This window comes from Nocardioides sp. Root122 (assembly GCF_001425025.1).
Taxonomy (GTDB): Bacteria; Actinomycetota; Actinomycetes; order Propionibacteriales; family Nocardioidaceae; genus Nocardioides.
The window spans coordinates 156,689-182,539 of the sequence record NZ_LMDE01000012.1 but is presented as its reverse complement, the minus strand read 5'-3'; the positions used below and the strand labels follow the sequence as shown (position 1 = coordinate 182,539).

Genomic DNA, 25,851 nt, shown 5'->3' with positions numbered 1-25,851 from the left:
GCAACTTACCTTGTTGTCGTGAAAGTAGCTTTCACTTCCGCGGGCGAGCACCGCCGCCACGAGCTCCTCGGCGACGACGACGTCACCGACGCGGAGCTCTCTGCGCTGGTGGCCGACCTCTGGGGCGTCCCGGCCGTGCGTCTCCTCGACTCGGTCGCCGAGGAGGTCGACTACGACGTCCCCTCGATCCTCACCGGCGCCCGCACCTGGGTGCGCGGCCATGCCGACGCCGGCCGGGGACCACGGCCGTTCACCTTCTTCGTCAAGCGGGTGCATCACTGGCGCCACTCCCCCGCCTTCGCGTTCGTGCCGCCGGAGATCGCCGCGTGGGCCGCCGAGTCGGTGCCGTGGCGGGCGGAGGTCCTCGTCTACGGCTCCGACCTCGCGGAGCGCCTGCCCGCGGGCCTGACCGTGCCGCGGGCGCTGCGCGTCGACGACCGACCCGACGACACCGCGGTGCTGTGGCTCGAGACGGTCGAGCACGACCCCGCGCCCTGGGACGAGACCACCTACGTGCGCGCCGCACGCCTGCTCGGGCGGGTCTCGGGCAGCCCGCGGGTCGCCGAGCTCGCCGCCATCGATCCCCAGCCGTGGCACATCCGGTCCTTCGTGGCCGGGCGGGTGGCCCACACCGTGCTCCCCGTGCTCGCCGACGAGACGGTGTGGCAGCACCCGGCGGTCGCCGAGCACTTCGGGCCGCTCCGGCCGCGCCTGGCCGAGGTCGCCGCACGACTCGATGCGCTCGCCGACGAGTACGCCGCACTCCCCCACCTCGCCGCCCACGGCGACGCCTGCCCGAACAACCTGCTGCGCCACCTCGGGGACGACGGCTTCACGCTGATCGACTACGGCTTCTGGCGACCCCAGCCCGTCGCGTACGACATCTCCCAGCTCCTCGTCGGGGAGATCCAGATGCGTCGCCTCGACGCCGACGGCCTGCCCGAGCGTGCGGCCGCCTGTCTCGAGGCGTACGCCGACGGGCTGGCCGCCGAGGGGCACCCGGTAGACCCCGCCGTCGTCCGGCGCTCGCACGCCGTGAGCCTGGTGCTCTTCAACGGCCTGCCGAGCATCACGGTCGACGCGCTCGGCGAGGCCGACCAGGACGCGGCGACCCACCACGTCGCCCAGCGTGCCGCGATGGCGGCGTACTCGCTCGACGTGCTCGACGCGACCGAGCCGGGCTGAGCGGTCCCAGGACAGCCACTCCCGCGGCGCGGCGTGCACGTCGGGGTGGCTGAGCAAGGCCATGGGGCTCGTCCGCGGCAGGTGCAGCACGTCGACGCCGGACCGCGACGCACGACCGGCGCCCACCCGAGGGGTGGACGCCGGTGGCGAGGAGGGCGGGAGGCTCAGGCCTCGGTGTCCTCGTCGGTGCTCTCGTCGGTGGTCGCGGCCGCCTCGTCCTCGGCCGGGTCACCGATGGTGCCGTCGGGGCGCAGGTTCTTCAGCTCGACCACGTTGCCCGAGGCGTCCTTGACCGTCGCGGACTCCACGATCGTCGCCAGCGCCTTGCCGCGCAGGATCTCCTGCACGAGCTCGGGGATGTGGTTGTGCTCGAACATGTGGTTGGCGAACTCCTGCGGGTCCTGGCCGGACTGCTGGGCGCGCCGCACGAGGTGCTCGGAGAGCTCGGCCTGGTCGATGCCGAACTCCTCCTTCTTGGCGATCTTGTCGAGGATGAACTGCGCAGCGACAGCGTCGCGGACGCGGCGGTCGAGGTCGGCCTCGAACTCGTCCTGGGTCTGGCCCTCGTCCTCGAGGTACTTCTCCATGGTGATGCCGGCGAAGCCGAGCTGCTGCTCGACGTTCTGGCGGCGGGCGTTGAGCTCGTCGGTCACCATGACCTCGGGCAGCGGGATGGAGACCTTCTCGAGCAGGGCCTCGAGGACCGCGTCGCGGGCGGCGGCGGCCTGCTCGAGGCGCTTGCCGCGGCCGAGGCGCTCGCGCACGTCGGCGGTGAGCTCCTCGGCGGTGTCGAACTCGGAGGCGAGCTGGGCGAACTCGTCGTCGACCTCGGGGAGCTGCTGCTCCTGCACGGCGGTCACCTTGACGGTCACCTGGACGGGCTCGCCGACCAGGTCGCCACCGACGAGCTCGGAGTCGAACGTCTTCTCCTCGCCGGCGGACAGACCGGCCAGGGCCTCGTCGAGGCCGTCGATCATCCCGCCACGGCCGACCTTGTAGGACATGCCGGTGACCTCGCCGCCCTCGACGGTCTCGCCTTCCTTGGCAGCCACGAGGTCGATGGTCACGAAGTCGCCGTCGGCGGCGGCGCGCTCGACGGGCACGAGCGTGCCGAAGCGCTCACGCAGCGCCTCGACCTGCTCCTCGACATCGGCGTCGGTGATCTCGATGTCCTCGACGCTGGCCTCGAGGCCCTCGTAGTCGGGGAGGTCGAAGTCGGGCTTCACGTCGACCTCGGCGGTGAACTCGAGCGACTCGTTGTCCTCGAACTTCGTCACCTCGATCTCCGGCTGGGCCAGCGGCTCGAGGTCGTGCTCCTGGAGCGCGGCCATGTACTGCTGCGGCACGACGGCGTTGATCGCCTCGTCGAGGACCGGGCCACGGCCGACCTGGCGGTCGATGACGGCGGGCGGGACCTTGCCGCGGCGGAAGCCGGGGACGTTGATCTGCTTCGCGATCTTCTGGTAGGCCGCGTCGAGGCTCGGCTTGAGCTCCTCGAAGGGCACCTCGACGGTCAGCTTGGCCCGGGTCGGGCTCAAGGTCTCGACGGCGCTCTTCACAAATGTCTCCTGATGCTGAAGGTCAGTGGGGTGGACTGGCATGGACCACGGGGGTCGTACGGGATCGCCGCGGCCGCGCGCACGGGGGAAGCCGGCGGCCGCAAACCTCGTCAGTCTATCGACGGGTGGGGCACAGGCCGAATCACGCCCGCGCAGCGGCTGACCGGTCGGGGCGACAGGACTCGAACCTGCGGTCTCCTGCTCCCAAAGCAGGCGCGCTAGCCACTACGCTACGCCCCGCCAAACCGGCCGCCGGCCCGGGACTGCCCGGGTCGGTGGCCTGCTTGGAGCGGATGACGGGAATCGAACCCGCGTAGCCAGTTTGGAAGACTGGGGCTCTACCATTGAGCTACATCCGCGCGCCCCGGTCGACGTCTCCATCGCCGGTGCGGGAGTCATGGTGCCACACGCGCGAGCAGGCGCCCCAACCCGGCCGTGCAGGTCCCCCGGACCGGTCATCGCCGGTGGACCAGGAGCAGCGCGGCGTCGTCGTTGCGCGAGCCGAGGGCCTCGACCAGTCGGACTGCCCCGCCCTCGAACTCACCGCGCAGCAGGCGCTCGAACTGCCCGAGCATCTTGTCGATACCCAGGCTGATGTCGCGGTTGCGGGACTCGACCATGCCGTCGGTGTAGAGCAGCAGCGCGTCGCCGGAGCGCATCTGCCCCGACGTCGCGGTGTAGACGGCACCGTCGATCAGGCCGAGCACCGGGCCCTCCGTCTCGACGACTTCCCAGCGGCCGGACCCGGCGTGGCGCAGGGCTGCCGGCGGATGCCCGGCGGAGCGCAGGTCGTAGGTCCCGTTCCGCAGGTCGAGCGAGAGGTGGATGGCGGTCGCGAACCCCTCGTCCCAGTCCTGGCGGAGCAGGAACGTGTTGGCGGCCGGCAGGAACTCGCTGGGGGGCAGCGCGCTGAGCAGCCCGCCGAGCGCACCGGACAGCAGGAGCGCCCGGGTGCCGGCACCCTGGCCCTTGCCGGAGACGTCCACGACCGCGACCTCGAGCCGGTCGCCGACGCGCGAGGCGACGACGAAGTCGCCGGCGAACGGCGTGCCACCGGCCGAGCGCAGCTCCGCGGTGGCGTACCAGTCGGGGGGAAGCGCCGGGATGCCGCCCTGGCGCAGGATGCGGTCGCGCAGGTCGACGAACATCTGCTCGCCCTGGAGACCCGCCACGCCGAGGCGCGAGCGGCGGAAGGACGAGAGCAGCACCAGGAAGCCGAGCGCGAACATGACCACCACCGCCACGGCGGTGCGGACGCTGATCTCCTGGGTCGGCACGGTCACGGCCAGCACGAGCAGCACGAACACCACGAACCACGGCAGCTGACGTGGCCCGAGCACGAGGCTGGAGACGACCAGGGGGACGAGCAACATCACCAGCGGGACGACCATGTCGAAGCGCCAGATCGCCAGGCCGATCACCACCGTGGAGACCACCAGGGCGGTCAGCATCCGCGAGCCCCGCGGCACGACCCGGCCCAGGGCACCGCTGAACCGCGTGCCAGCGCCGGTGTTGGTGCGGCGCTCAGCGGAAGAACTCATGGCCGAGCTCCTCGCGACGTCTCAGGGGTGTTGCTGGCAGATCGTACGGCGCGGGAGCGGAAGACCGGTTGACATTTCGGGCACCAGAAGATGTTGCGTCCCACCAGCTCACCTGTGCGGACGGTCGATCCGCACACCAGGCACGGCATCGAGGTGCGCCGGTAGACGTAGACCTCGCCGCCGTGGTCGTCCTTGCGAGGGGCGCGACCCATCGCCTCGGGCGTGTGCTCGGGGCGCACGGTGTCGATCCGACCGGACCGCACCCCCTCGGCCATCAGCTCGACCAGGTCGGCCCACATCGCGCGCCACTGGCCGACCCGCAGCGTGTCGCCGGGTCGCAGCGGGTGGATGCGGTGGCGGAAGAGCACCTCGGCGCGGTAGACGTTGCCGACGCCCGCCAGCACCTTCTGGTCCATCAGCAGGTCGCCGATCGGACGGTGGCTGCGCGAGATCCGGCGCCACGCCAGGTCGGGGTCGGCATCCGGCCGCAGCGGGTCGGGACCGAGCCGCGCAAGCACCTCGTCGCGCCGGGCCGGCCCGACGAGGTCGCACAGGATCGCGCCGCGGAGGTCGGCGTAGGAGGTCGGCGGTGCGTCGGCGGTCACCATCCGGAGCCGCACCGCCCCCACCGGGGCCGGCACCTCCTCGACGCCGGTGTGCACGTCGAACTGGCCGATGAGGCCGAGGTGGACGTGGACGAAGCGCTCGCCGTCGAGCTCCACGAACAGGTGCTTGCCTGCCGAGTCGGCCCCGACCAGCACGGAGCCGTCGAGCTGCTCGGCGTCGGCGGCGAAGCGGCCCTGGGGCGAGGAGACACGGACCGGGCGTCCGGCGAAGGCGTCGTTCAGGTCGCCTGCGAGTCGGCGAAGGGTGTGTCCCTCAGGCATCCGTGACCCGGGTGTCGTCGCCCGGGCCGCGCAGGGCCGACTCCGGCAGGTCGGGGAGCTCCTTGGTCGCGTCGTAGGTCATGACCTGGCCGATGCGGCGCACGTGGCGCTCGTCGTTGCTGAACGGCGTGGTGAGGAAGACCTCGACGAAGCGGGTCATGTCGTCCACCGAGTGCATCCGGCCGCCGACGGAGACGACGTTGGCGTCGTTGTGCTCCCGGGCGAGGACGGCGGTCTCCTCGGACCACACGAGGGCGCACCGGATGCCCTCGACCTTGTTGGCCGAGATCTGCTCGCCGTTGCCCGAGCCGCCGATCACCACGCCGAGGCTGTCCAGGCCCTCGGCGCGGTCGCCGGCCACGCCCTCGGCGGCCCGGAGGCAGAAGCAGGGGTAGTCGTCGAGCGCGTCGTAGACGAACGGACCGTGGTCGACCGGCTCGTAGCCGTGGTCGACGAGCCAGGTCATGAGGTGGTCCTTCAGCTCGAGGCCGGCATGGTCGGAGCCCAGGTGAACGCGCATGGTGACAATCCAACCAGAGCCCGCGGACACCGGCTCACACGAGTTGCAGGTGCTGATCGAGGTAGCCCGCGACCTGACGCACGAGCGGCTCGGACGCGGTGAACTGCGCATGCCGCCAGAACCCGTGCACCTGGCCGAGGCAGCGGATCCCGACGGTCTCGACCCCCGCCTCGGCGAGCAGCCTGGCCAGCTCCTCGCCCTCGTCGCGCAGCGGGTCGTGCTCAGCGGTGGCGACGAAGGTGGGCGGCAGCGTGTGCAGCCGGTCGGACAGCAGCGGCGCCAGGTCGGGGTCGTCGTAGTCCGCCTCGCTGCGGGCGTACTGCTGCCAGTACCAGGCGGCCTCGGACGGGTCGAAGCCCGATCCGGCACCCTCGGACCACGACGCGAAGCCGGCCCGCGGGTCGAGGAACGGGTAGATCAGCGCGACCGCGCGGAAGACACCGGGGTTGCGGAGCGCGGCGACCAGAGCGAGGTTCGCGCCCGCCGAGTCGCCGTGGACGGCGTACGGCCCGGACGGGCCCTCGCGGCGCAGCCAGCCCACCACGGTGTCGAGGTCGTCGGGTGCCGCCGGGAACCTCGCCTCCGGCGGGCGCCGGTAGTCCACGCCCAGCACCGGACGGCGCAGCCGGTTGGTGAAGCGGCGGACCACCGCGTCGTGCACGTCGACGTCGTTGAGGACGAAGCCGCCGCCGTGGGCGTGGACCACGAGCCCGTCGAGCGCGTCGGCGGGCGTGTAGAGGCGGCACGGCACGCCGTCAGCGTCGACGTCCTGGACGGAGGCGACGTCCTCACGGGGCTGGCGCAGGTTGAAGCGGCGGACGTCCTCGCGGTGCGCGGCGAGGTCGAAGCCGGGCGCGGTGAGGTCGGGACCGGCGTCGGCCGCGACCGCCGCCCGGACCTCGGGGTACATCACGGGGCGGGCCTCAGCGCGACATCAGGGCGTCGAGCCCGACGGCGATCGCGGCCGCGACCCGGAAGTCGACCCGCTGGTCGGGCACGGTGACGCGGTAGCGGTCGCCGATGGACATCTTGCGCTCCACGGAGAGGAGCGGCTGGCCCGAGGGGTCGACGAAGTCGAAGTGGATCGGCAGGAAGTCGACGTCGGTGAAGCGGCGCAGCAGGCCGACCAGCTGGTTGCGCTCCTGACCGGTGCCTGTGTAGCCGGGGCCCTCCACGTGGAAGGTCGAGCGCAGCAGCGAGGCCCCGAAGTCCTTCTTGAAGTAGCCGATCTGGGCGCCGGCCTCGTCGGTGATGTCGTACCCGGCGTTGAGGTCGAGCTTCTTGCGCGCCTTGAAGCCGAAGACCGGCCGCGACTTGCCGGCGTCGGAGTAGAAGGTCACCTGCTCCTTGAACGCCATCCGCTTCTGCTCGGCCAGGGCCATCAGCCGGACCGGGTTGCCCGCCGCGTCGGACTCCGAGATCTCGTAGCGGTTGATCATCATGGTGAGCTTCTGCTTCACCACGAAGTGGGGCAGGTACATCTCGGCAGTCGATTCGGAGGACATGCCCGGAGCCTAGTCAGGTCCACTCAGCCACTGAACCGTGCGAGCTCCTCCTCGACCACTGACGGGTCGAGCTTGGTGAAGATCGGCGTCGGCTTCGCCACGGCGGCACCGACCGTCACCGGACGCGACTCCCAGGCGGGCGTCGCCGTGTAGTCGCCGGTGATGATCGAGTACGAGGTGTGGCCGGCGCCGTTGTCCGGCTCGAGCTCGTCGACCTGCTCGATGCGCGGCATCGGCATGAAGTCGTCGTCCCCACCGAGCGCGGCGTGCACCTGGTTGGCGGAGTGCGGCAGGAAGGGCGAGAGCAGCGTGTTGCAGTCGCTCACGCACTGCGCGGCCACGTGGAGCACGGTCGCCAGGCGCTCGCGCTGCGACGCGTCCTTCATCTTGTAGGGCTCGGTGACGGTGAGGTACTTGTTCACCTCGCCGACGACGCGCATCGCCTCGGCGATCGCGGCGCGCAGCCGGTGCTTCTCGATGAGCCCGCCCACGGTGTCGAACCCGCTGCGGACGGTGGCCAGCACCTGCTCGTCGACCTCCTCCAGCGCACCGGCGGCGGGGATCTCACCGAAGCTCTTGGCGATCATGGTCGCGGTGCGGTTGACCAGGTTGCCCCAGCCGGCGACGAGCTCGGAGTTGTTGCGGGTCACGAAGTCGGCCCACGTGAAGGCGGCGTCGGAAGTCTCCGGCCCGGCGGCGCAGATGTAGTAGCGCAGCGCGTCGGCGCCGTAGCGGGCCAGGAAGTCGCCGACGTAGATGACGTTGCCGCGGCTGGTTGAGAACTGCGTGTCGCCGAAGGTCAGGAACTCGCTGGAGACCACCTCGGTCGGCAGGTTGAGCGTGCCGAAGCCGCCCGGCTCGCCACCGCGGTCACCTGCGCCGTTGTAGGCCAGCAGCTCGGCCGGCCAGATCTGGGAGTGGAAGACGATGTTGTCCTTGCCCATGAAGTAGTAGGACTCCGCGTCGGCGTCGTTCCACCACTCGCGCCACTTCTCGGGCTCGCCGAGCCGCCGGGCCCACTCGATCGAGGCGGACAGGTAGCCGATGACCGCGTCGAACCAGACGTAGAGCCGCTTGGTCGGCTGGTCCTCCCACCCCGGCACCGGGATGCCCCAGTCGATGTCGCGCGTCATGGCGCGCGGACGGATCTCCTTGAGGATGTTCTGGCTGAACTTGATGACGTTGGGCCGCCAGAGCCCGGTGGCCTCCCGCTGGTCGAGCCACTCCCCCAGCGCAGCGGCCAGCGCCGGCAGGTCGAGGAACCAGTGCTGGGTGTCCTTGAACTCCGGCGTCTCCCCGTTGATCTTCGACCGCGGGTTGATCAGGTCGGTCGGGTCGAGCTGGTTGCCGCAGTTGTCGCACTGGTCGCCGCGCGCCTCGGCGTACCTGCAGATGGGGCACGTGCCCTCGATGTAGCGGTCGGGCAGGGTGCGACCGGTCGACGGGCTGATCGCGGTCTTGGTGGTCTCCTCGACCATGTAGCCGTTGCGGCGGCACGTCTCGAACATCTCCTGCACCACCGCGTAGTGGTTGCCCGTCGTGGTGCGGGTGAAGAGGTCGTAGGACAGCCCGAGACCGCACAGGTCGTCGACGATGACCTGGTTGTACTTGTCGACGAGCTCGCGGGCGGGCACGCCCTCGTTGTCGGCGAGCACCAGGATCGGCGTGCCGTGCTCGTCCGTGCCGCTGACCATCAGCACGTCGTGCCCGGCCATCCGCATGAAGCGGCTGAAGACGTCGGAGGGCACGCCGAAACCGGCGACGTGGCCGATGTGGCGCGGGCCGTTGGTGTACGGCCAGGCGACGGCGGACAGGACACGAGTCATGGGCGCAAGCCTAGTGACCGGACGCCACCCGAATTCGTCGGGTGGCGTCCGTGATCACGCTGGGTGGGACGACGCGGGCACGCCGGGGGTCAGGAGAAGTCGAGGTCGCCGGTGCGCGAGCGCTTGAGCTCGTAGAAGTACGGGAACTTCGCGACGGCGACGGCGCCGTCCCACAGCTCGCCGGCCTCCTCGCCGCGCGGGATCTTCGACAGCACGGGTCCGAAGAACGCCGAGCCGTTGATGTGGATCGTCGGCGTGCCCACGTCGTCGCCGACGGGGTCCATGCCCTCGTGGTGGCTCTTGGCGACGGCGTCGTCGAGCGACGCGTCGTCCCAGGCCTCGATCAGCTCGGCGGGGAGGCCGACATCGGCCAGCGACGCGGCGACGGTCTCCTTCGACAGCTCCTCGCCGTTGTTGTGCCGGCGGGTGCCGATCGCGGTGTACCAGTCGCCGAGGGTCGCGTTGTCGTGCTCCTGCGCGATCTTGATCGCGACGCGCACGGGCTTCTCGGTCCCCTGGAGCATCTCGCGGTAGTCCGCGGGGATGTCCTTGTCCTTGTTGAGGTACGCCAGCGACATGACGTGCCACTGCACCTCGATGTCGCGGACCTGCTCGACCTCGCGGATCCAGCGCGAGGTGATCCAGGCGAACGGGCAGAGCGGGTCGAACCAGAGGTCAGCAGTAGCCATGTCGACCACAATCGCGCATCGGCCCGGACTATTCCGCGGCGGCTGCCCCGTGAGGGAGCGGTCACCGGGAGTGTCACGAGCAGTTGCAACTGTCCCTGGAACCTGACGGCGCCGGAGCGCCACCGGCGGGGCACGACCCCGCGCCGACAGGTGGCAGGATGCGCGCATGCCTGGAACCAACCTCACCCGGGACGAGGCCGCCACCCGCGCCGCCCTCCTGGACGTCACGTCGTACTCCATCGACCTGGATCTCACGACCGGCGACACCACCTTTGCCTCTGTCACCACGCTCGAGTTCACCTGCCGGGAGCCGGGGGCGAGCACCTTCGCCGACCTCGTGGCGCCCACGGTGCGCGAGATCACCCTCAACGGCCGCAGCCTCGACCCCGCCACGGCGTACGCCGACAGCCGCATCGCGCTCGACGACCTCGAGGCGACGAACACGCTGGTCGTGACCGCGGACTGCGCCTACTCCAACACCGGTGAGGGCCTGCACCGCTTCGTCGACCCGGTCGACGACCGCGTCTACCTCTACAGCCAGTTCGAGGTGCCCGACGCCCGCCGCGTCTTCACCACCTTCGAGCAGCCCGACCTGAAGTCCGTCTTCACCTTCACCGTCACCGCCCCCTCGCACTGGGTCGTGGTCTCCAACGCACCGACGCCCGAGCCCCGGCCCGCCGGGCAGGACGGCGTCTCGGTGTGGCACTTCCCCACCACCAAGCGGATGTCGACCTACATCACCGCCATCGTGGCCGGCGAGTACCACGCCGAGCTCGACACCTACGAGGGCAAGTTCGGCACGATCCCGCTGGGCCACTACTGCCGCCAGTCGCTCAAGGAGCACATGGACACCGCGGAGCTGGTCGCCCTCACCAAGCAGAGCTTCGAGTTCTTCGAGGAGCAGTTCGACTACCCCTACCCGTTCGGGAAGTACGACCAGCTCTACGTCCCCGAGTACAACGCCGGGGCCATGGAGAACGCCGGCTGCGTCACGCTGCGCGACGAGTACCTCCCGCGCAGCCGCCAGCCGCGCTCGTTCTTCGAGTTCCGTGCCTCGGTGATCACCCACGAGATGGCGCACATGTGGTTCGGCGACCTGGTGACCATGAAGTGGTGGGACGACCTCTGGCTCAACGAGTCGTTCGCCGAGTGGGCCTGCTACTGGTGCGAGGCCAACGCGACCGAGTTCACCGACGCCTGGACCGGCTTCGCGAATGCCCGCAAGCAGACCGGCTACCGCGCCGACCAGCTGCCCTCCACCCACCCGATCGCGGCCGACAACGTCGACCTCCACGCGGTCGAGGTCAACTTCGACATGATCACCTACGCCAAGGGCGCCTCGGTGCTCAAGCAGCTCGTCGCGTGGGTCGGCATCGAGCCCTTCCTGGAGGGCCTGCGCAGCTACTTCAAGGAGTGGGAGTACGGCAACCCGGAGTTCAAGGACCTGCTCGCCACCCTCGAGAAGGCCTCCGGCCGCGAGCTGGACAGCTGGGCCCAGGAGTGGCTGCAGACGGCCGGCGTGAACACCCTCGCCCCGGCCTTCGAGCTCGACGGCCAGGGCGGTTACGCGTCCTTCGCGGTCGCCCAGTCGGCCCACCCCGACTGGCCCACGCTGCGGCGCCACCGCCTCGGCATCGGCCTGTACGACGAGGTCGACGGCCGGCTGGTCCGCCGGGACTACCTCGAGATCGACGTCGAGGGCGAGCGCACCGACGTGCCCGAGCTGGTCGGGGTGAAGCAGCCCGCGCTGCTCCTCCTCAACGACGAGGACCACGCCTACGCCAAGATCCGCCTCGACGAGCGCTCGCGCGCGACGGCGATCTCGGCGCTGTCGACCTTCGAGGACTCGCTCCCCCGCGCCATCGTGTGGGGTGCCGCGTGGGACATGACCCGCGACGGCGAGATGCGCACCCGCGACTGGCTCGACCTCGTGCTGGCCAACATCGGCCAGGAGAGCGACGCCTGGGCCGTCACCAGGATCCCCGCCTCCACCGCGCTCGCGGTGAACTTCTACTCGGACCCGGCGCACCGGGCCGAGCTGCGGGCGACCTGGGAGTCCGGCCTGCGTGAGCTGCTGCTGGCTGCCGAGCCGGGCAGCGACCACCAGCTCACGTTCGCGCGCTCCTACGCCGGCGCCGCGCACCGTGACGCCGCCCTCGACGACCTGATCGGCCTGCTCGACGGGTCCTTTACCGTTGAGGGGCTCGCGATCGACCAGGACATGCGCTGGGTGCTGATCACGGCGCTCGCGAAGGCCGGTCGCTTCGGCGAGGCGGAGATCGACGCCGAGCTCGAGGTCGACAAGACCATCTCGGGCAAGGAGCAGGCGGCCGCGGCCCGGGCGTCGCAGCCGACGCCGGAGGCCAAGGAGGCCGCCTGGAACGCGATCCTCGACCCGACGACCCCCAACGAGACGTCGCGCGAGATCGCCTTCTCGATCTTCCGGTTCGGCCAGGAGGACGTCCTCGAGCCCTACCTCGAGAAGTTCCTCACCGCCTCCGAGACGCTCGTCGACGTGCTGGGCTTCCACAAGGCCTCGACCGTCCTCGAGTACGGCTTCCCCAAGCCGCTCGGCTCCGAGGCCGTCCTCGCCCGGCTGGACGAGTGGCTCGCCACCTCCGACGCGCCCAAGCAGGCCAAGCGCTACATCGGCGAGGCCCGCGCGGAGATCGCCCGCGCCCTCACCGCCCAGGCGTACGACGCCAGCTGACCGGGCACTTCCTCGCTGTAGAACACACCGACCGGGCAGTTCCTCGCGCTGTATCGCGAGGAACTGCCCGGTCGGCCTTTGTGACGGGTACGAACTGCCCGGTCGGTGCTCTTGACGGGAACGAAGTGCCCGGTCGGCGTGCGCTGTCCAGATCTCCCCCGGGCCGCCTCAACCCCCATCAGGCACAGCTCGGCGCCCGACGTCGTCTGGACTGAGGAGCGAGCGAGTGCGACGAGCGCAGCGAGACAGCTCGGGAGCGACGAGGGAAGACGACGTCTTCAGGGGCGTCGAGCACGCGCGAGCGGAGCGAGCGCCATCAACCTGCGTGGAGGGTGTTCTGGGGGCGGGCGTGCTCGGCGAGCATCGCGATGCCACGCAGGAGGCCGCCGAGGAGGTTGCCGCCGCCGAACTCCGAGGCCATGGCCACGACGGCCAGCTCGACCTCGGCGTCGGTCAGGTGACGGCGTACGTCGCCACCGGTGACGACCTCGGTGACGCGCCGGCGCGGGTCGACGAGGACCAGCACGCTGCGCGAGGGGGCGACGAGCCGGTTGTGCAGGCGGGTGGCCCAGGCGCGGGCGTCGTCACCCTCGACCGGACCGACGTAGACGGAGAACTCGAACCGGCTGGCCTGCTCGGCCAGGCGGATCGCGCGATCGAGCGCGAGCCGGTCGGAGTCGCTCAGCGGCTCACCAGCTGCCACTGGCGCCACCCGCTCGGGAGTCCTCGCCGTCGGCGGCAGGGAGCTCGGCGACGCCCTGACGGGGGCCGCCGATCCACTGCGCCTCACCGCCGGAGTGGTCGGGGAGCAGCCGCTCGCCGCGGATCATCGCGGGCAGGTAGACCGCCAGGGCGATCAACGCGAACAGCAGCAGCGGGGCGCCGAGGTAGACGCCGAGGGCGTGGAGGAAGTCCGGGCTGCGGTGCTCGGTCTGGCCGTCCCAGCCCTCGGGCACGTCGGCCCAGACGGGCGTGGCCAGCAGGGCCAGCACCGGCGCGCTCGTCAGGACGAGCGCGCGGACACGACGCCGGGATGACGGCGGGGACGACGGGGACGTGATGACGGGCTTGGTCACGGCGCCAAGGCTATCGCCATACTGGCGGGCATGCCTCACCCCCTCATCACCCCGATCATCAACGTGACCGAGGTCTCCGGGAGCGAGACCGCCAACTCCCTCGTCACCTGCTCCAGCGACGAGAACCTGTGCACCTGGGTGCTCGAGCAGACAGGCAACGAGAAGCTCGCCACCGCGGTGGACTGGATCGTGGGCAAGCCGTCGGCCCTGGTGGGCCTGATCCTCATCGGACTGCTGGTCCGGTGGCTGCTCCACCGGGTCATCGACCGGGTCGTCAAGCGCGCCGAGGTCGGCGTCCTCCCCAACCGGCTCAGCCGCGCGATCGCCGGCGGCAAGATGGGCGCAGCCCTCAACCTCCGCGAGGACCCCGGCTTCACCAGGCGCGTGCAGCGCGCCGCGACGATGGGCTCGTTGCTCAAGAGCATCGTCACCGGCGTCGTGCTCACCGTCATCGCGCTGATGTTCATCTCCGAGCTCGGCTACGACATCGCGCCGCTCATCGCCAGCGCCGGCATCATCGGCGTCGCCCTCGGCTTCGGCTCGCAGGCGCTGGTCAAGGACTTCCTGTCCGGCATCTTCATGATCTTCGAGGACCAGTACGGCGTCGGCGACGTCATCGACCTCGGCGAGGCCTCCGGCACCGTCGAGGCCGTCAGCCTGCGGGTGACACGGCTGCGCGACGTCAACGGGACGGTCTGGTACGTCCGCAACGGCGAGATCCTCCGGGTCGGCAACATGAGCCAGAACTGGGCGCGGACGGTGCTCGACGTCACCGTCGGCTACACCGAGGACCTGGTGCAGGTGCGCCGCGCGCTGGAGGAGGTCGCGCACGACCTCTGGGTCGACGAGGACTTCCGCGGCGTGATCATCGAGGAGCCCGAGGTGTGGGGCGTGGAGTCCCTCGGCGTCGACGGGATCGTCGTACGCGTCACGCTGAAGACGGCGCCCATGGAGCAGTGGGCCGTGGCCCGCACGATGCGCGAGCGGGTGAAGGCGCGCTTCGAGAGCGACGGCATCAACCTCGCCGTCGCCCAGCGCGTGCTGTGGCAGGAGAGCGCGCCCTCGGCCGCGTCCACGGACGCGGGCGACGGGGACACCCCGGCCTGACCGGGCTGGCGTCGCACGGGAGAATGGGCGGCGTGACCACCACGTTCTACGACGAGATCGGCGGCGCGGAGACCATCCGCACCATCGTGCACCGCTTCTACGAGGGCGTGGCCACCGACGAGGTCCTGCGTCCGATGTACCCCGAGGAGGACCTCGGCCCCGCAGAGGAGCGGTTCGCCCTGTTCCTCATCCAGTACTGGGGCGGCCCGACGACGTACGGCGACACGCGAGGCCACCCCCGGCTGCGGATGCGGCACGCACCGTTCGAGGTCACTCCGACGGCCGCCCAGCACTGGCTGGTGCACTTCCGCGCCGGGCTGGACGCGGCGGGGCTGACCCCCGAGCAGGACGCCCGGTTCTGGGACTACGTGACGCACGCAGCCCAGTTCATGGTCAACACGATCGAGTGAGCCTGCCGGCAAGGCAGGCGGTGCTCACGCGCTGACCAGCGCGCGCAGCCCCTCAGGCACCGGTGCCGGCCGCCCGGTCTCGCTGTCCATGCAGACCCCCACCACGCGGGCCCGGGCGAGGATTTCGTCGCCGTCGCGCACCACGGACTCGAAGACCAGCGAGGTGCTGCCGATCCGGGACACCCAGGTGCGGCAGTCGTAGGGATCGGCGCGGAACAGGATCGGCCGGCGGTAGTCGACGTCGGTCTGCGCGACGACCAGGTGGAGGCCCTCCCCCAGCTCGCGGCCCTGCGCCGTCATCAGCTGGATGCGGGCCTCCTGGAAGTACTCGAAGTACTTCACGTTGTTGACGTGGCCGTAGACGTCGACGTCCGAGAAGCGCACGTGCACCGCGTAGTCGCCTCCCGGCACCTCGACGACCTCGGGTGCGGGCGTGGGACGAACCGGCTCGTCGGGCTCGAGCAACCGGGTCAGCGACTCCTTCTCCGCCTCGTTGAGGCGACGCGGGCGCTCCGTCGCGAAGACGTACGGCGTCAGCACCGTGCGCGCCCGCAGGAAGACCCTGCGCTCGCCGTCGCCGTCCTCGGCGAAGATCTCGTAGGCCATGGTGAAGCTCGCGGCGCGGAGCTCGGTGACCCAGCACTCGACCGAGACCGGCTCGGAGGAGAAGGTGAGCGACGAGACGTAGGTGACCTCGTGGCGCACGACCACGACACCCTCAGCGAGGTCCTCGCTGCGGCTGTCCGGGGCGTGGGTGCGGAACATGTCCACCCGCGCCTCCTGGAGGTAGTCGACGTAGGTGACGTTGTTGACGTGGCCGAGCAGGTCGAGGTCGGCCCAACGCAGCGGACAGCGGTACAAATGGCGCACGCCCCGATCGTCGCAGAAACCGACGGTCGGGGCGTTGCGGTGTCATTCGGTGGCGCCGAGCACGCGCTGGCGGAGCGAGTCCGACAAGCACAGGCCCGGATCGCCCCAGCTGCCTGAGCACGCGCGAGCGGAGCGAGCGCCATTCAGCCAGCGAGCGCCATCAGCCAGCGAAGTGGAGGCGCCCGTAGTAGGTGGGGATGGACTCGCGGCGGGCCTGGCGGTCCGTGCGGGTGACGCGCAGGGTGGCGGGGAGGGCGACCGCGGCCAGCGCGATCGAGGCGACGGCGGCGATGCCGACGACGACGAGGAGGGTGACGACAGCAGTGGGGTCGATGAGCTGCATGGCGGGTCCTTTCTACAGATGGAGAAGTTCTACGTATGTAGAAGCATACGCTTCTACATACGTAGAGCAAGTCGTGGCGGTAGTGTCCTGCGTCACCGTCCAGGGGCGGTCGAGCACCAACGCGGAGGAGGGCCTGTGAACCGAGCGAGCGAGGAGCTGTCGCCGCGTCGTCGCGAGATCCTGGCCGCTGCCACGACCGTCCTCGCCCGGCAGGGAAACCGCGGGCTCACCCACCGGGCCGTCGACCGAGAGGCCGGGCTCCCGGAGGGCAGCAGCTCGGCCTACTACCGGTCGCGGGGCGCCCTCCTCGGCGCCCTGGGCGACTTCGTGGCCGACCGGCTCGCCGCTGATGTCGAGGCGCTCGGCGGGCGCCTCGCCTCGTGCCCCGGGGACCACGAGCGAGCGGTGGCGGAGGTCTCGAGGCTGTTCTCGCGCTGGCTCGACCAGCCCGACCTGCTGGCCGCCCGGCTGGAGCTCACCGTGGCGGCGACCCGTGACGACGACCTCAAGGAGCGCTTCGCCCTCTGGCGCGAGGACCTGGTCGCCATGGTCGACGCGGTGCTGGCCGGCGCGGGGAAGGAGGGCGGCGCCTCGGCCCGGACGCTGGTCGCTGCGCTCGACGGCGTGCTCCTCGCATCCCTGCTGCTGCCGCCGCGGCGACGTCGTACGTTCGTGAGCGAGAGCGTCGAACAGCTGCTGACCGGGCTGGGGCAGACCTCGACCTGAGGGGGCACTAGTCTGCCGGGGAGACAGTGACCCACGAGTAACCGGAGTTCTCCATGCCCGAGGCAGTGATCGTTTCCGCAGCGCGCACCCCCATCGGCCGCGCCAACAAGGGCTCGCTCAAGGACTTCCGTCCCGACGACCTGACCGCCCTGGCCGTGCAGGCCGCGCTGGACAAGATCCCGGACCTGGACCCGACGACCATCGAGGACCTCCTCCTCGGCTGCGGCCTCCCGGGCGGCGAGTCCGGCAACAACATGGCGCGCGTGGTCACCACGCTCCTCGGTCTCGAGGTTCCCGGCGCGACCGTCACCCGCTACTGCTCCTCGTCGGTGCAGACCACCCGGATGGCCTTCCACGCCATCAAGGCAGGCGAGGGCGACATCTTCGTCTCGGCCGGCGTGGAGACCGTCTCGCGCTTCGCCAAGGGCACCTCCGACCACATCCCCGGCACCCGCAACCCGCTGTTCGAGGACGCCGGTGCGCGCACCGAGCAGTACGCCCAGGGCGGGCAGGACTGGCACGACCCGCGCGAGGACGGTCAGCTGCCCGACATCTACATCGCCATGGGCCAGACGGCCGAGAACGTCGCCCGCCTGCGTGGTCTCGACCGCAAGGAGCTCGACGAGTTCGCGGTCCGCTCGCAGAACCTCGCCGAGAAGGCCATCGCCGACGGCTTCTGGGAGCGCGAGATCACGCCCGTCACGACGCCGGACGGCACCGTGGTGAGCAAGGACGACGGCCCGCGCGCCGGAGTGACGTACGACGCCATCGCCGGCCTCGACCCGGTCTTCCGCCCCGACGGCGTGGTCACCGCCGGCAACTGCTGCGCGCTCAACGACGGCGCCGCGGCCGTCGTGGTCATGTCCGACACCAAGGCGGCCGAGCTCGGCCTCACGCCGCTCGCGCGGATCGTGTCCACCGGTGTCTCCGGCCTCTCCCCCGAGATCATGGGCCTCGGCCCGGTCGAGGCGACGAAGAACGCCCTCAAGCACGCCGGAATGAGCATCGGCGACATCGACCTCGTCGAGATCAACGAGGCCTTCGCCGCTCAGGTCGTGCCGTCCTACCAGGACCTCGGCATCGACCTCGACCGCCTCAACGTCAACGGCGGCGCCATCGCCGTCGGCCACCCGTTCGGCATGACCGGTGCCCGGCTGCAGAACACCATGCTCAACAGCCTGGACTGGCACGACAAGTCCACCGGGCTGATCACCATGTGCGTGGGCGGCGGGCAGGGCATGGCGCTGATCCTCGAGCGGGTCTCCTGACACTAGGCTGCCCCCATGACCACCCCGGGGGAACCTCGCTGGCTGAACGACGACCAGCAGCACTCGTGGCGTGCCCTGATGATGGGCATGACACTGCTGGAGGAGCGCCTCGACGACGACCTGCGGCGCGAGTTCAGCATGTCGCTCACCGAGTACGAGGTGCTCGTGCGGCTCTCCGAGCGGCCGGGACGCGCCATGCGGATGGCGCAGCTCGCCGACGCGATGGCGCACTCGCGCAGCCGGGTGACGCACACGGTCGCCCGGATGGAGGCGGTCGGCTACGTCACTCGCGGGACGACCCCCGAGGACGGCCGCGGCGTCGTCGCGACGATGACCGAGAAGGGCTACGACCTGCTCGTGCGGGCCGCTCCGTGCCACGTCGAGAGCGTGCGGCGCAACGTCGTCGACCTGGTCGCCGAGGAGGACTTCGCCGCTGTGGGCCGGGTCTTCGACCGGGTGGCCGACCACCTGGTTACCCGCCATCCCGAGTCGGAGATCCGCTGACGGCTGCGCGCGCGGCGCGTCGAGCAGGATGAACCGCGGGTGGCTGCACCTGCGCACCCCCGGGACTGCCGGCATGAACGCACTTCGTCCTGTCCGACACACCCGGGGCTTGTCGGACAGGACGAGGTCGGACGAGGTCAGTCGCGCGTCAGGCGGCGGTGCGTGACGCGGTGCGGGCGCGCGGCCTCGATGCCGAGGCGCTCGATCTTGTTCTCCTCGTAGGACGCGTAGTTGCCCTCGAACCAGAACCACTGCGCCGGGTCCTCGTCGTCGCCCTCCCAGGCGAGGATGTGGGTGGCGACGCGGTCGAGGAACCACCGGTCGTGGGAGGTGACCACGGCACAGCCGGGGAAGTCGAGCAGCGCGTCCTCGAGGGAGGACAGGGTCTCCACGTCGAGGTCGTTGGTGGGCTCGTCGAGGAGCAGCATGTTGCCGCCCATCTTGAGCGTCAGCGCCAGGTTGAGGCGGTTGCGCTCACCACCGGACAGCACGCCGGCCTTCTTCTGCTGGTCGGGACCCTTGAAGCCGAACGAGGCGACGTAGGCCCGCGAGTTCATCTCGAAGTTGGCGACCTTGATGAAGTCGAGCCCGTCGGAGACGACCTCCCAGACGTTCTTGTTGGGGTCGATGCCGCCACGGCTCTGGTCGACGTAGGAGATCTTCACCGTCTGGCCGACCTTCAACTCGCCCTCGTCGGGCTGCTCCTGACCGGTGATCATCCGGAAGAGCGTGGTCTTGCCGACACCGTTGGGGCCGATGACGCCGACGATGCCGGCGCGGGGCAGCTTGAAGGTCAGGTCGTGCATGAGCGTGCGGCCCTCGAAGCCCTTCCCGAGCTTCTCGGCCTCCAGCACGATGTCGCCGAGTCGCGGACCGGCCGGGATGTTGATCTCGGAGGTGTCGATCTTGCGCATCCGGTCGGCCTCGGCCGCCATCTCCTCGTAGCGCGCCAGACGGGACTTGCTCTTGGTCTGGCGGGCCTTGGCGTTGGAGCGGACCCACTCGAGCTCGCGCTCGAGGACCTTGGCGCGCTTGGCGTCCTTCTGGCCCTCGATCTTGAGCCGCTCCTTCTTGGTCTCGAGGTAGGTCGTGTAGTTGCCCTCGTAGGGGTGCGCCTTGCCGCGGTCGAGCTCGAGGATCCACTGCGCGACGTTGTCGAGGAAGTACCGGTCGTGGGTCACGGCCAGGACGGCGCCGGGGTAGGAGGCGAGGTGGCCCTCGAGCCACTGCACCGACTCGGCGTCGAGGTGGTTGGTGGGCTCGTCGAGCAGGAGCAGGTCGGGCTGCTGCAGCAGCAGCTTGCACAGGGCGACGCGGCGGCGCTCACCACCGGACAGGTTGTCGACCAGCACGTCGGGCGGCGGGCAGCGGAGCGCGTCCATGGCCTGGTCGAGGCGGCTGTCGAGGTCCCACGCGTTGGCGTTGTCGAGCTCGGTCTGGAGGTCGCCCGTCTCCTGCATGAGGGCGTCCTGGTCGGCGTCGGGCTCGCCCATCTCCATGTAGGCGTCCTCGAGGCGCTTCATCTTGGCCTTGAGGTCGCCGACGGCCTCCTCGACGTTCTCCAGGACGGTCTTGCCCTCGCTCAGCGGCGGCTCCTGCTGGAGCATCCCGACGGTCGCGTCGGGGTCGAGGATCGCGTCGCCGTTGTTGGCGTGGTCGAGCTGCGCCATGATCTTGAGCAGCGAGGACTTGCCCGTGCCGTTGGGTCCGACGACGCCGATCTTGGCGCCGTGGAGGAACGAGAGGGTGACGTTGTCGAGGACGACCTTGTCACCATGGGCCTTGCGCACATTGCGCAGTGTGAAGACGTACTCAGCCATGCGGGCGAGCCTACGGGGAACGGTGCCCCCGCCGACAATCGCACCGAGCGCGGAGGGCCCCCGTGGTCCCGGTCGACGCACGCCCGCCCGTGGGCGCCGGTCGCCCGCGGCGTCAGGCCGCCTCCGCGCCCACCCCGGTGCTCGACCCGACGCCCGCGTCGGGGCGCTCCGCGGTGGTGGGCTCGGTGGTGGGCTCGGTGGTGGGCTCGGCGGACACCGCCCGGGAGAACGTGGCGGTGCCGTGGGACAGGTCGGGACCCACGGACGTGGCCACCACCTCGAAGCTGGTCTGCGGCCTGCCGTCGCGCTCCCACACGTCAGCGACGAGACGACCGTGCACCACCACGGGGTCGCCGCTGCCGAGTGACTGGGCGACGTGACGGGCCAGTCGGTTCCACGCCTTGACGGTGTGCCACGTCGTGGCGCCCCTGACCCACTCGCCGTCGCGGAGACGCCAGGGCGTGCACGCCACGCGGAACGAGGCGACGTGGCGGTCCTCCCCGACCTGGCGCAGGGTGACCTCGCCGCCGATCCAGCCTGTCAGGGTGATCTGGGTGTCGTTCATCGCACGATGCCTCCTGTGTCGGCGGCGGACCGTCCGCCGCGATGACCCAAGGCTCGACGCGACGGCCGACACTGCCGTCCGTCGACACGTCCCGGCTGGGGACGACGCGTCCCCGAGCGCCCCTGTGGACGGTCGGCGGCCCGGGACCGGGCTACTTCAGGGCGGCGGACAGGCCGTCGCGCACCGCGGCGTAGGACGCCAGCTCGGCCTGGATCGGCTCGACGACGACCTCAGCGGAGACCTCCGAGATCGCGTCGCGCAGCCGCTTGTCGGCGGCCCGCGCCCGCGACCTCGCGGTCAGCGACACCAGCCAGCGGCACACGAGCGCGAGCAGCAGCCCCAGCAGGATCCCGCCGAGGAGCAGGAGCGTCGGCACCGGGAAGGCCCCGACCTCGGGGGTCGGCGGCTCGGGCAGACGGGCGTAGGAGCCCAGGGCCAGCAGGGCCAGCCACCCGGCACCGACGAGGGCGGAGAGGATGAGGAGGTACTGCAGGACCCGGACCAGTCCGGCCCAGACGGGGATCCGGGTGGGGCCGAGGTCGGTGGCGGCGACGGCGCGGTCGAGACGGTCGTTGAGGTCGGGCAGCCGCGACACCGACGCGGCGCGCACGGCGCTGGCCCACGACGGGGACATGCCCTCCCCCACCTGGTCGGCCAGGGCGCGCACCTCGCTGTCGATGCGTGCGCGTTGCACCCCGGTGGCCTGCGGCACGGACGTGCGGGCCGTGCCGGCCAGCTCCTTGCCGGACGCGCCGAGGTCGAGGTGGAGCCGCTTGAGCGGGTCGGGACGCAGGCGGGAGAACCAGGCGGTCACCGGCCAGCCGGTCGCCCGGTTGGCGCGCATCCGGGTCGAGTCGGCCACGGCCTTCACCACGATCGGCACCCCGGCCGCGTCGGCGAAGGCGTCGTCGAGCGCCGCGACGCGCGCGGTGGAGAGCGTCGGCGGCTTGCCGCTGCCGACCTCCTCCTGCAGCCGCAGCGCGGCCGTGCGGACGTCGGCCTCGAGGCGGGCCCGGGTCGCCTTCTTCTCGGCCACCCGCTTGACGATCAGCGAGCGGAGCTCGTCGACGCCCCAGCCGTGACGCGCGCTGACCGGCAGCACCGGCACGCCGGGCAGCCCGTCGGCCTCCAGCAGGCGGCGTACGTCGTCGAGCATCGACTGGCGTCGGTCCTCCGGCACCGTGTCGATGTGGTTGAGCACGACCAGCATCACGTCGCGGTGTCCGGCCAGCGGCTTGAGGAAGCGGTCGTGGATGGCGGCATCGGCGTACTTCTGGGGGTCGAGGACCCACACGAGCATGTCGGCGAGCTGGACCAGCCGTTCGACCTCGAGGTGGTGGGAGACCTCGGTGGAGTCGTGGTCGGGCAGGTCGAGGAGGACGACGCCGCGCATCTCCACGTCCTCGTCGCCCTTGGACAGCATCGAGTCGCGGGTGACCTGGTGGCGGGCGGGGATGCCGAGCCACTCGAGCAGCTCCTCGGCCCCCTCCTTGCCCCACACGCACGCTGTCGCCCAGGAGGTGGTCGGACGACGGACGCCGACCGCGGCGAGCTCGAGCTCGGTCAGGGCGTTGAAGGTGGAGGACTTGCCGGACCCGGTGGCGCCGGCGAGGGCGACGACGGTGTGGTCGGCGGAGAGCTTGAGGCGGCCCGCGGCACGCGCGGCGACGACGGTCGCGTCGTCGACGACGGCGTCGTCCACCCGCCCCCGCGCGGCGGCCGCCGCACGCTCGAGTCCGTCGACGCGGGCGCCGATGTCAGAGCTCCGGGTGACCAGCTTCTTGGCCCCTTCGAGCAACGACGTCATGACTCCCTCACGGCACTGGTGGACTTCTCGGGCCTCAACCCTAGGGCTCGCTGTCCTCGGCCAGCGAAACCTGGGCGGTGTGGTTCGCGGCATAGCGCAGGTCGTCGACCTTGCGCGCCGCCGCGCGCATCCGCTCGGGGGCCTCCGGGGAGACCTCGAGGGCGTCGAGCAGGTCGGTGTAGCGGCGCCGCTCCGCGTCGAGCAGCTCCCCGACGGAGGCCTCCAGCCGCTGCCGGGCGCGATCGGCGAGGGAGCGCACCGCCTGGTCGCCGAAGACGGCCTCGAGCAGCTTCTGCCCGAGGACGGCCGACCCGCCGGCGATGCCTGCCTCGGCGCCGGTGACGCCCGCGGTGTGGGCGAAGACGACGACCATCAGCGCCACGGAGAGGCCGTTGACGCCGAACGCCAGGAACCGCGCGGTCGAGCGCTTGTCGGCACCCTCGGTGCGGACCATCTCCAGCACGTCGGCCTGCCAGTCGCGCACGGCCCGCTCGGCCTTGCGGCGGAAGTCGCGCGAGGCGCGACCGAGGTCCTCCCCCGCGTCCTTGAGCAGCACCTGACCTGCGGCGGTGCTGCGCCACGAGGCCTCGGCGCGCTCGGCTGCCGCCTCGGCGTGCTCGAGGATCAGCGTCTCCAGGCCGGACTCGACCGCGACGGTGACCCGCTCGGCCTGCTGCGGCTTGCCCTTGATCGCGTTGACCAGCTTGTCGCGGATCCAGCCGACCCGCGTCTCCAGCGAGCGGAGCAGCTCACCGGTGCCGACGAACTCCTGCCACCGGGCGAGCACCTCGCCGCGCAGGAGGGTGCCGTCGGCCGACGCCTCACTGACTGCGGCAACGGCGCGGTCGTAGGCCTCGTTGGCGTCCTCGCGCAGACGGCGTACGGCGTCGGTCTGCTCGGTCGCGGCGTCGGCCACCGTGTGGGTACGACGACCGAGGGTGCGGATCGCGCCGTCGAGGGTCTGCTGGACCACTGCCGCGCGCGCGTCCTGGTCGTCGGCGAGCGCCTGGAGCCACTGGCGGATCTCGGCCACCGACGCCGAGGGAAGCAGCCCCATGTCGGAGACCGGGCCCTCCTCGACGCTGAACAGCGGGGAGTCCTTGAGGCCGCGGCTGGCGAGCATGCGGGCCAGGTGGGTGGAGATCGTGTCGACGGCCTCGGGCGGGGTGCGGTCCAGCACGATCGCCACCGCGGCCGAGCGCTCGGCGGCCTTGCGGAGGAACTCCCACGGCACCTGGTCGGCGTAGCGCGCGGCCGAGGTGACGAAGAGCCAGAGGTCGGCCGCCGCGAGCAGCTGGGCGGCGAGCACGCGGTTGCGCTCCTCGACCGAGTCGATGTCGGGCGCGTCGAGGATCGCCAGGCCGGGGGTCATCGCCGGCGAGGCCACGAGCTGCAGCGCCTCGGGGTCGTTGGTCTGGCGCGAGACCCGTTCGAGCTCGGGCAGCAGCCGGTCCTGCCCGAACCACTTGGCGTCGTCGGGGTGGTGCACCAGGACGGGCGACCGGGTGGTGGGCCGCAGCACCCCGGGCGTGGTGACGCGGGTGCCGACGAGCGAGTTCACCAGGGTCGACTTGCCGGCGCCGGTGGACCCGCCGACGACCGCGAGGAGCGGCGCGTCGAGGGTCATCAGGCGCGGGATGACGTAGTCCTCGAGCTGGTCGACCATCTCGGTCCGGGCCTCGCGCTGCTCCCCGGCGCCGGGCAGCTCCAGCGGCAGCCGGGCCTCCTGCAGGGCACCCCGCAGCCGGACCAGGGCGGTCACCATCGCGGTGTTGTCGGTCATCGGGTGGGCACCACCTGTCCGGGGAAGGAGATGTAGGGGCGGATGCGTCGCAGCTCCTCGACGTGCTCCTGGCCGCGGACGCCGAAGTCGTCCGGGGCCGTGCCCTTGAGGTAGCGGTGGTGCAGGTAGCCGAGCTCGACCGCCGCGGCCTGGTAGGCACGCATCCCGCGCTCGGCCTGCGGCCCGCCCTGCCGGCGGGCCCAGCGCCGGGCCTGCCGGCGCGCGCGGAGGTCCACCAGCCACGGGATGTCGGTGGCGGGCAGGAGCCCGCGGTCGGCGGCGTCCTGGAGCGCCTCGGCCAGGAGCGGGCGCTCCGAGCGCCGGCGGTAGACCGCGAAGGCCACCACCCCGACGAACGCCGGGAACATCAAGGTGCCGTAGACGACGAAGAAGTGGCCGGTGCCGGACAACGTCGAGGAGTTCCAGAGGCTGTGCAGCAGGGCAGCGATCGCGAAGCCGACCAGCGGCGCCAGCACCCGCACCGGGAGGCGACGCGAGGTGATGGCCAGGCCGACGCCGATGCCCGTGAAGACGGTGAAGAAGGGGTGGGCGAACGGGCTGATGAGGCAGCGCAGGACGAAGGTGCCGGTCAGCGCGGTGGTGCCGCCCGGACCGATGCCGTCGGTGCCGTCGTAGGCCGCGGCGAGGTAGAGGATGTTCTCGGTGAAGGCGAAGCCGATGCCCACCATGCCGGCGTAGACGATGCCGTCGAGCACCCCGTCGAGCTCGTGGCGGCGCCACCACAGGAGCAGCAGCAGGAAGAATCCCTTGGTCGCCTCCTCGGTGACCGGGGCCAGGACCGCGAGGCTGTCGCGCTCGCTGGCGCCGCCGGCCAGCCCGATGCCCTGGAAGACCAGGGCCGCCGCGGTCGCGACGAACGCGCCCCACAGGAGGCCGGCCACCAGCAGGTTGCGCGGCTCGGGCTCGTAGCGGTCGAGCCACATGAAGCAGCCGACGAGCGGCCCCACGGGTACGGCGGCGAGCAGGGCCGCGAGGGCCAGCGAACCGGGTGCGCCCGAGAGGCCGACGACGAGCGCCATCGCGATGCCGCCGAGCAGGACGAGGATGCCCACCACGACGGTGAAGGCAACACTGTCGCGGCGGCCTCGGTGCATGTCCTGACCCTAACGGAGCAGGCACCGCGCGGACC

Annotated in this window: 24 protein-coding genes and 2 tRNA genes; 7 read left to right on the top strand and 19 right to left on the bottom strand. The window is 71.2% G+C overall.

Features of this window, described 5'->3' with window-relative positions:
* The first annotated feature begins 18 nt into the window (after positions 1-18).
* Positions 19-1,185, top strand: a complete 1,167-nt coding sequence (locus tag ASC64_RS16345; RefSeq protein WP_056908599.1) for a phosphotransferase — start codon at positions 19-21, stop codon at positions 1,183-1,185.
* Between the two features lie 164 nt (positions 1,186-1,349).
* Here the strand turns inward: ASC64_RS16345 and tig are convergent, their stop codons facing one another.
* From tig to ASC64_RS16295, 10 genes are all read right to left on the bottom strand, one after another.
* Positions 1,350-2,744: a trigger factor gene (gene tig, locus ASC64_RS16340; RefSeq protein ID WP_056908598.1), complete on the bottom strand. Its 1,395-nt coding sequence runs from the start codon at positions 2,742-2,744 to the stop codon at positions 1,350-1,352.
* 167 nt (positions 2,745-2,911) lie between these two features.
* Positions 2,912-2,984 (bottom strand) — tRNA-Pro (locus ASC64_RS16335).
* Positions 2,985-3,029: 45 nt separating this feature from the next.
* A tRNA-Gly gene (locus ASC64_RS16330) sits at positions 3,030-3,103 on the bottom strand.
* Between the two features lie 96 nt (positions 3,104-3,199).
* Entirely contained in the window at positions 3,200-4,285 is a 1,086-nt protein-coding gene (locus ASC64_RS16325; RefSeq protein WP_056908597.1) for a PP2C family protein-serine/threonine phosphatase, read from the bottom strand.
* On the bottom strand, positions 4,282-5,172 hold the full coding sequence (locus ASC64_RS16320) for an Fpg/Nei family DNA glycosylase (protein WP_056908596.1): 891 nt from the start codon (positions 5,170-5,172) through the stop codon (positions 4,282-4,284). The genes ASC64_RS16325 and ASC64_RS16320 overlap by 4 nt, the downstream gene beginning before the upstream one ends.
* Entirely contained in the window at positions 5,165-5,692 is a 528-nt protein-coding gene (locus tag ASC64_RS16315; protein ID WP_056908595.1) for a ribose-5-phosphate isomerase, read from the bottom strand. The genes ASC64_RS16320 and ASC64_RS16315 overlap by 8 nt, the downstream gene beginning before the upstream one ends.
* Before the next feature lie 34 nt (positions 5,693-5,726).
* Positions 5,727-6,602, bottom strand: coding sequence for an alpha/beta hydrolase (locus ASC64_RS16310; protein ID WP_082550562.1), 876 nt, complete (start codon positions 6,600-6,602; stop codon positions 5,727-5,729).
* 13 nt (positions 6,603-6,615) lie between these two features.
* Positions 6,616-7,197, bottom strand: coding sequence for a hypothetical protein (locus ASC64_RS16305; RefSeq protein WP_056908593.1), 582 nt, complete (start codon positions 7,195-7,197; stop codon positions 6,616-6,618).
* A gap of 23 nt (positions 7,198-7,220) precedes the next feature.
* A complete protein-coding gene (gene metG / locus ASC64_RS16300) occupies positions 7,221-9,023 on the bottom strand; it encodes a methionine--tRNA ligase (RefSeq protein ID WP_056908592.1) in 1,803 nt (600 codons plus the stop codon).
* Positions 9,024-9,112: 89 nt separating this feature from the next.
* Complete coding sequence (locus ASC64_RS16295; protein WP_056908591.1) at positions 9,113-9,712, bottom strand: mycothiol-dependent nitroreductase Rv2466c family protein; 600 nt, start codon at positions 9,710-9,712, stop codon at positions 9,113-9,115.
* 166 nt (positions 9,713-9,878) lie between these two features.
* Here ASC64_RS16295 and pepN point away from each other — a divergent pair, with 166 nt between their 5' ends.
* A complete protein-coding gene (gene pepN, locus ASC64_RS16290) occupies positions 9,879-12,422 on the top strand; it encodes an aminopeptidase N (RefSeq protein ID WP_056908590.1) in 2,544 nt (847 codons plus the stop codon).
* A gap of 316 nt (positions 12,423-12,738) precedes the next feature.
* Here pepN and ASC64_RS16285 read toward each other — a convergent pair whose 3' ends face one another.
* A complete protein-coding gene (locus ASC64_RS16285) occupies positions 12,739-13,125 on the bottom strand; it encodes a DUF5130 family protein (RefSeq protein ID WP_056908589.1) in 387 nt (128 codons plus the stop codon).
* Complete coding sequence (locus ASC64_RS16280; RefSeq protein WP_156385241.1) at positions 13,112-13,498, bottom strand: hypothetical protein; 387 nt, start codon at positions 13,496-13,498, stop codon at positions 13,112-13,114. Before ASC64_RS16280 ends, ASC64_RS16285 begins: the two co-directional genes overlap by 14 nt.
* Positions 13,499-13,528: 30 nt before the next feature.
* Here ASC64_RS16280 and ASC64_RS16275 point away from each other — a divergent pair, with 30 nt between their 5' ends.
* Both ASC64_RS16275 and ASC64_RS16270 read left to right on the top strand, forming a co-directional pair.
* A complete protein-coding gene (locus ASC64_RS16275; RefSeq protein WP_082550560.1) occupies positions 13,529-14,605 on the top strand; it encodes a mechanosensitive ion channel family protein in 1,077 nt (358 codons plus the stop codon).
* Positions 14,606-14,628: 23 nt separating this feature from the next.
* Positions 14,629-15,015 (top strand): globin, encoded by a 387-nt coding sequence (locus ASC64_RS16270; RefSeq protein ID WP_056908587.1) that lies wholly within the window; start codon positions 14,629-14,631, stop codon positions 15,013-15,015.
* Between the two features lie 24 nt (positions 15,016-15,039).
* Here the strand turns inward: ASC64_RS16270 and ASC64_RS16265 are convergent, their stop codons facing one another.
* Together ASC64_RS16265 and ASC64_RS16260 are read right to left on the bottom strand one after the other, a co-directional pair.
* Positions 15,040-15,885: an acyl-CoA thioesterase gene (locus ASC64_RS16265; RefSeq protein WP_056908586.1), complete on the bottom strand. Its 846-nt coding sequence runs from the start codon at positions 15,883-15,885 to the stop codon at positions 15,040-15,042.
* 160 nt (positions 15,886-16,045) lie between these two features.
* Positions 16,046-16,228: a hypothetical protein gene (locus tag ASC64_RS16260; protein WP_056908585.1), complete on the bottom strand. Its 183-nt coding sequence runs from the start codon at positions 16,226-16,228 to the stop codon at positions 16,046-16,048.
* 135 nt (positions 16,229-16,363) lie between these two features.
* Between ASC64_RS16260 and ASC64_RS16255 the strand changes: the two genes are divergently transcribed.
* From ASC64_RS16255 to ASC64_RS16245, 3 genes are read left to right on the top strand one after another with little or no spacing between them, the layout of a single operon-like run.
* Positions 16,364-16,954 (top strand): TetR/AcrR family transcriptional regulator, encoded by a 591-nt coding sequence (locus ASC64_RS16255; protein ID WP_056908584.1) that lies wholly within the window; start codon positions 16,364-16,366, stop codon positions 16,952-16,954.
* A 53-nt stretch (positions 16,955-17,007) separates the two neighbouring features.
* Positions 17,008-18,222, top strand: a complete 1,215-nt coding sequence (locus ASC64_RS16250) for an acetyl-CoA C-acetyltransferase (protein ID WP_056908583.1) — start codon at positions 17,008-17,010, stop codon at positions 18,220-18,222.
* Between the two features lie 15 nt (positions 18,223-18,237).
* A complete protein-coding gene (locus ASC64_RS16245; RefSeq protein WP_056908582.1) occupies positions 18,238-18,726 on the top strand; it encodes a MarR family winged helix-turn-helix transcriptional regulator in 489 nt (162 codons plus the stop codon).
* Between the two features lie 137 nt (positions 18,727-18,863).
* On the opposite strand, the gene ettA is transcribed toward ASC64_RS16245, so the two are convergent.
* The 5 genes from ettA to ASC64_RS16220 form a co-directional block, all read right to left on the bottom strand.
* A complete protein-coding gene (gene ettA / locus ASC64_RS16240; RefSeq protein WP_056908581.1) occupies positions 18,864-20,546 on the bottom strand; it encodes an energy-dependent translational throttle protein EttA in 1,683 nt (560 codons plus the stop codon).
* Between the two features lie 112 nt (positions 20,547-20,658).
* Positions 20,659-21,111: a single-stranded DNA-binding protein gene (locus ASC64_RS16235; RefSeq protein ID WP_056908580.1), complete on the bottom strand. Its 453-nt coding sequence runs from the start codon at positions 21,109-21,111 to the stop codon at positions 20,659-20,661.
* Between the two features lie 151 nt (positions 21,112-21,262).
* A complete protein-coding gene (locus ASC64_RS16230) occupies positions 21,263-22,918 on the bottom strand; it encodes a YfjP family GTPase (RefSeq protein ID WP_056908579.1) in 1,656 nt (551 codons plus the stop codon).
* A gap of 40 nt (positions 22,919-22,958) precedes the next feature.
* Positions 22,959-24,701, bottom strand: coding sequence for a GTPase domain-containing protein (locus ASC64_RS16225; RefSeq protein ID WP_235563790.1), 1,743 nt, complete (start codon positions 24,699-24,701; stop codon positions 22,959-22,961).
* Positions 24,698-25,816: a PrsW family intramembrane metalloprotease gene (locus ASC64_RS16220; RefSeq protein ID WP_056908578.1), complete on the bottom strand. Its 1,119-nt coding sequence runs from the start codon at positions 25,814-25,816 to the stop codon at positions 24,698-24,700. Before ASC64_RS16220 ends, ASC64_RS16225 begins: the two co-directional genes overlap by 4 nt.
* Positions 25,817-25,851: the final 35 nt, after the last annotated feature.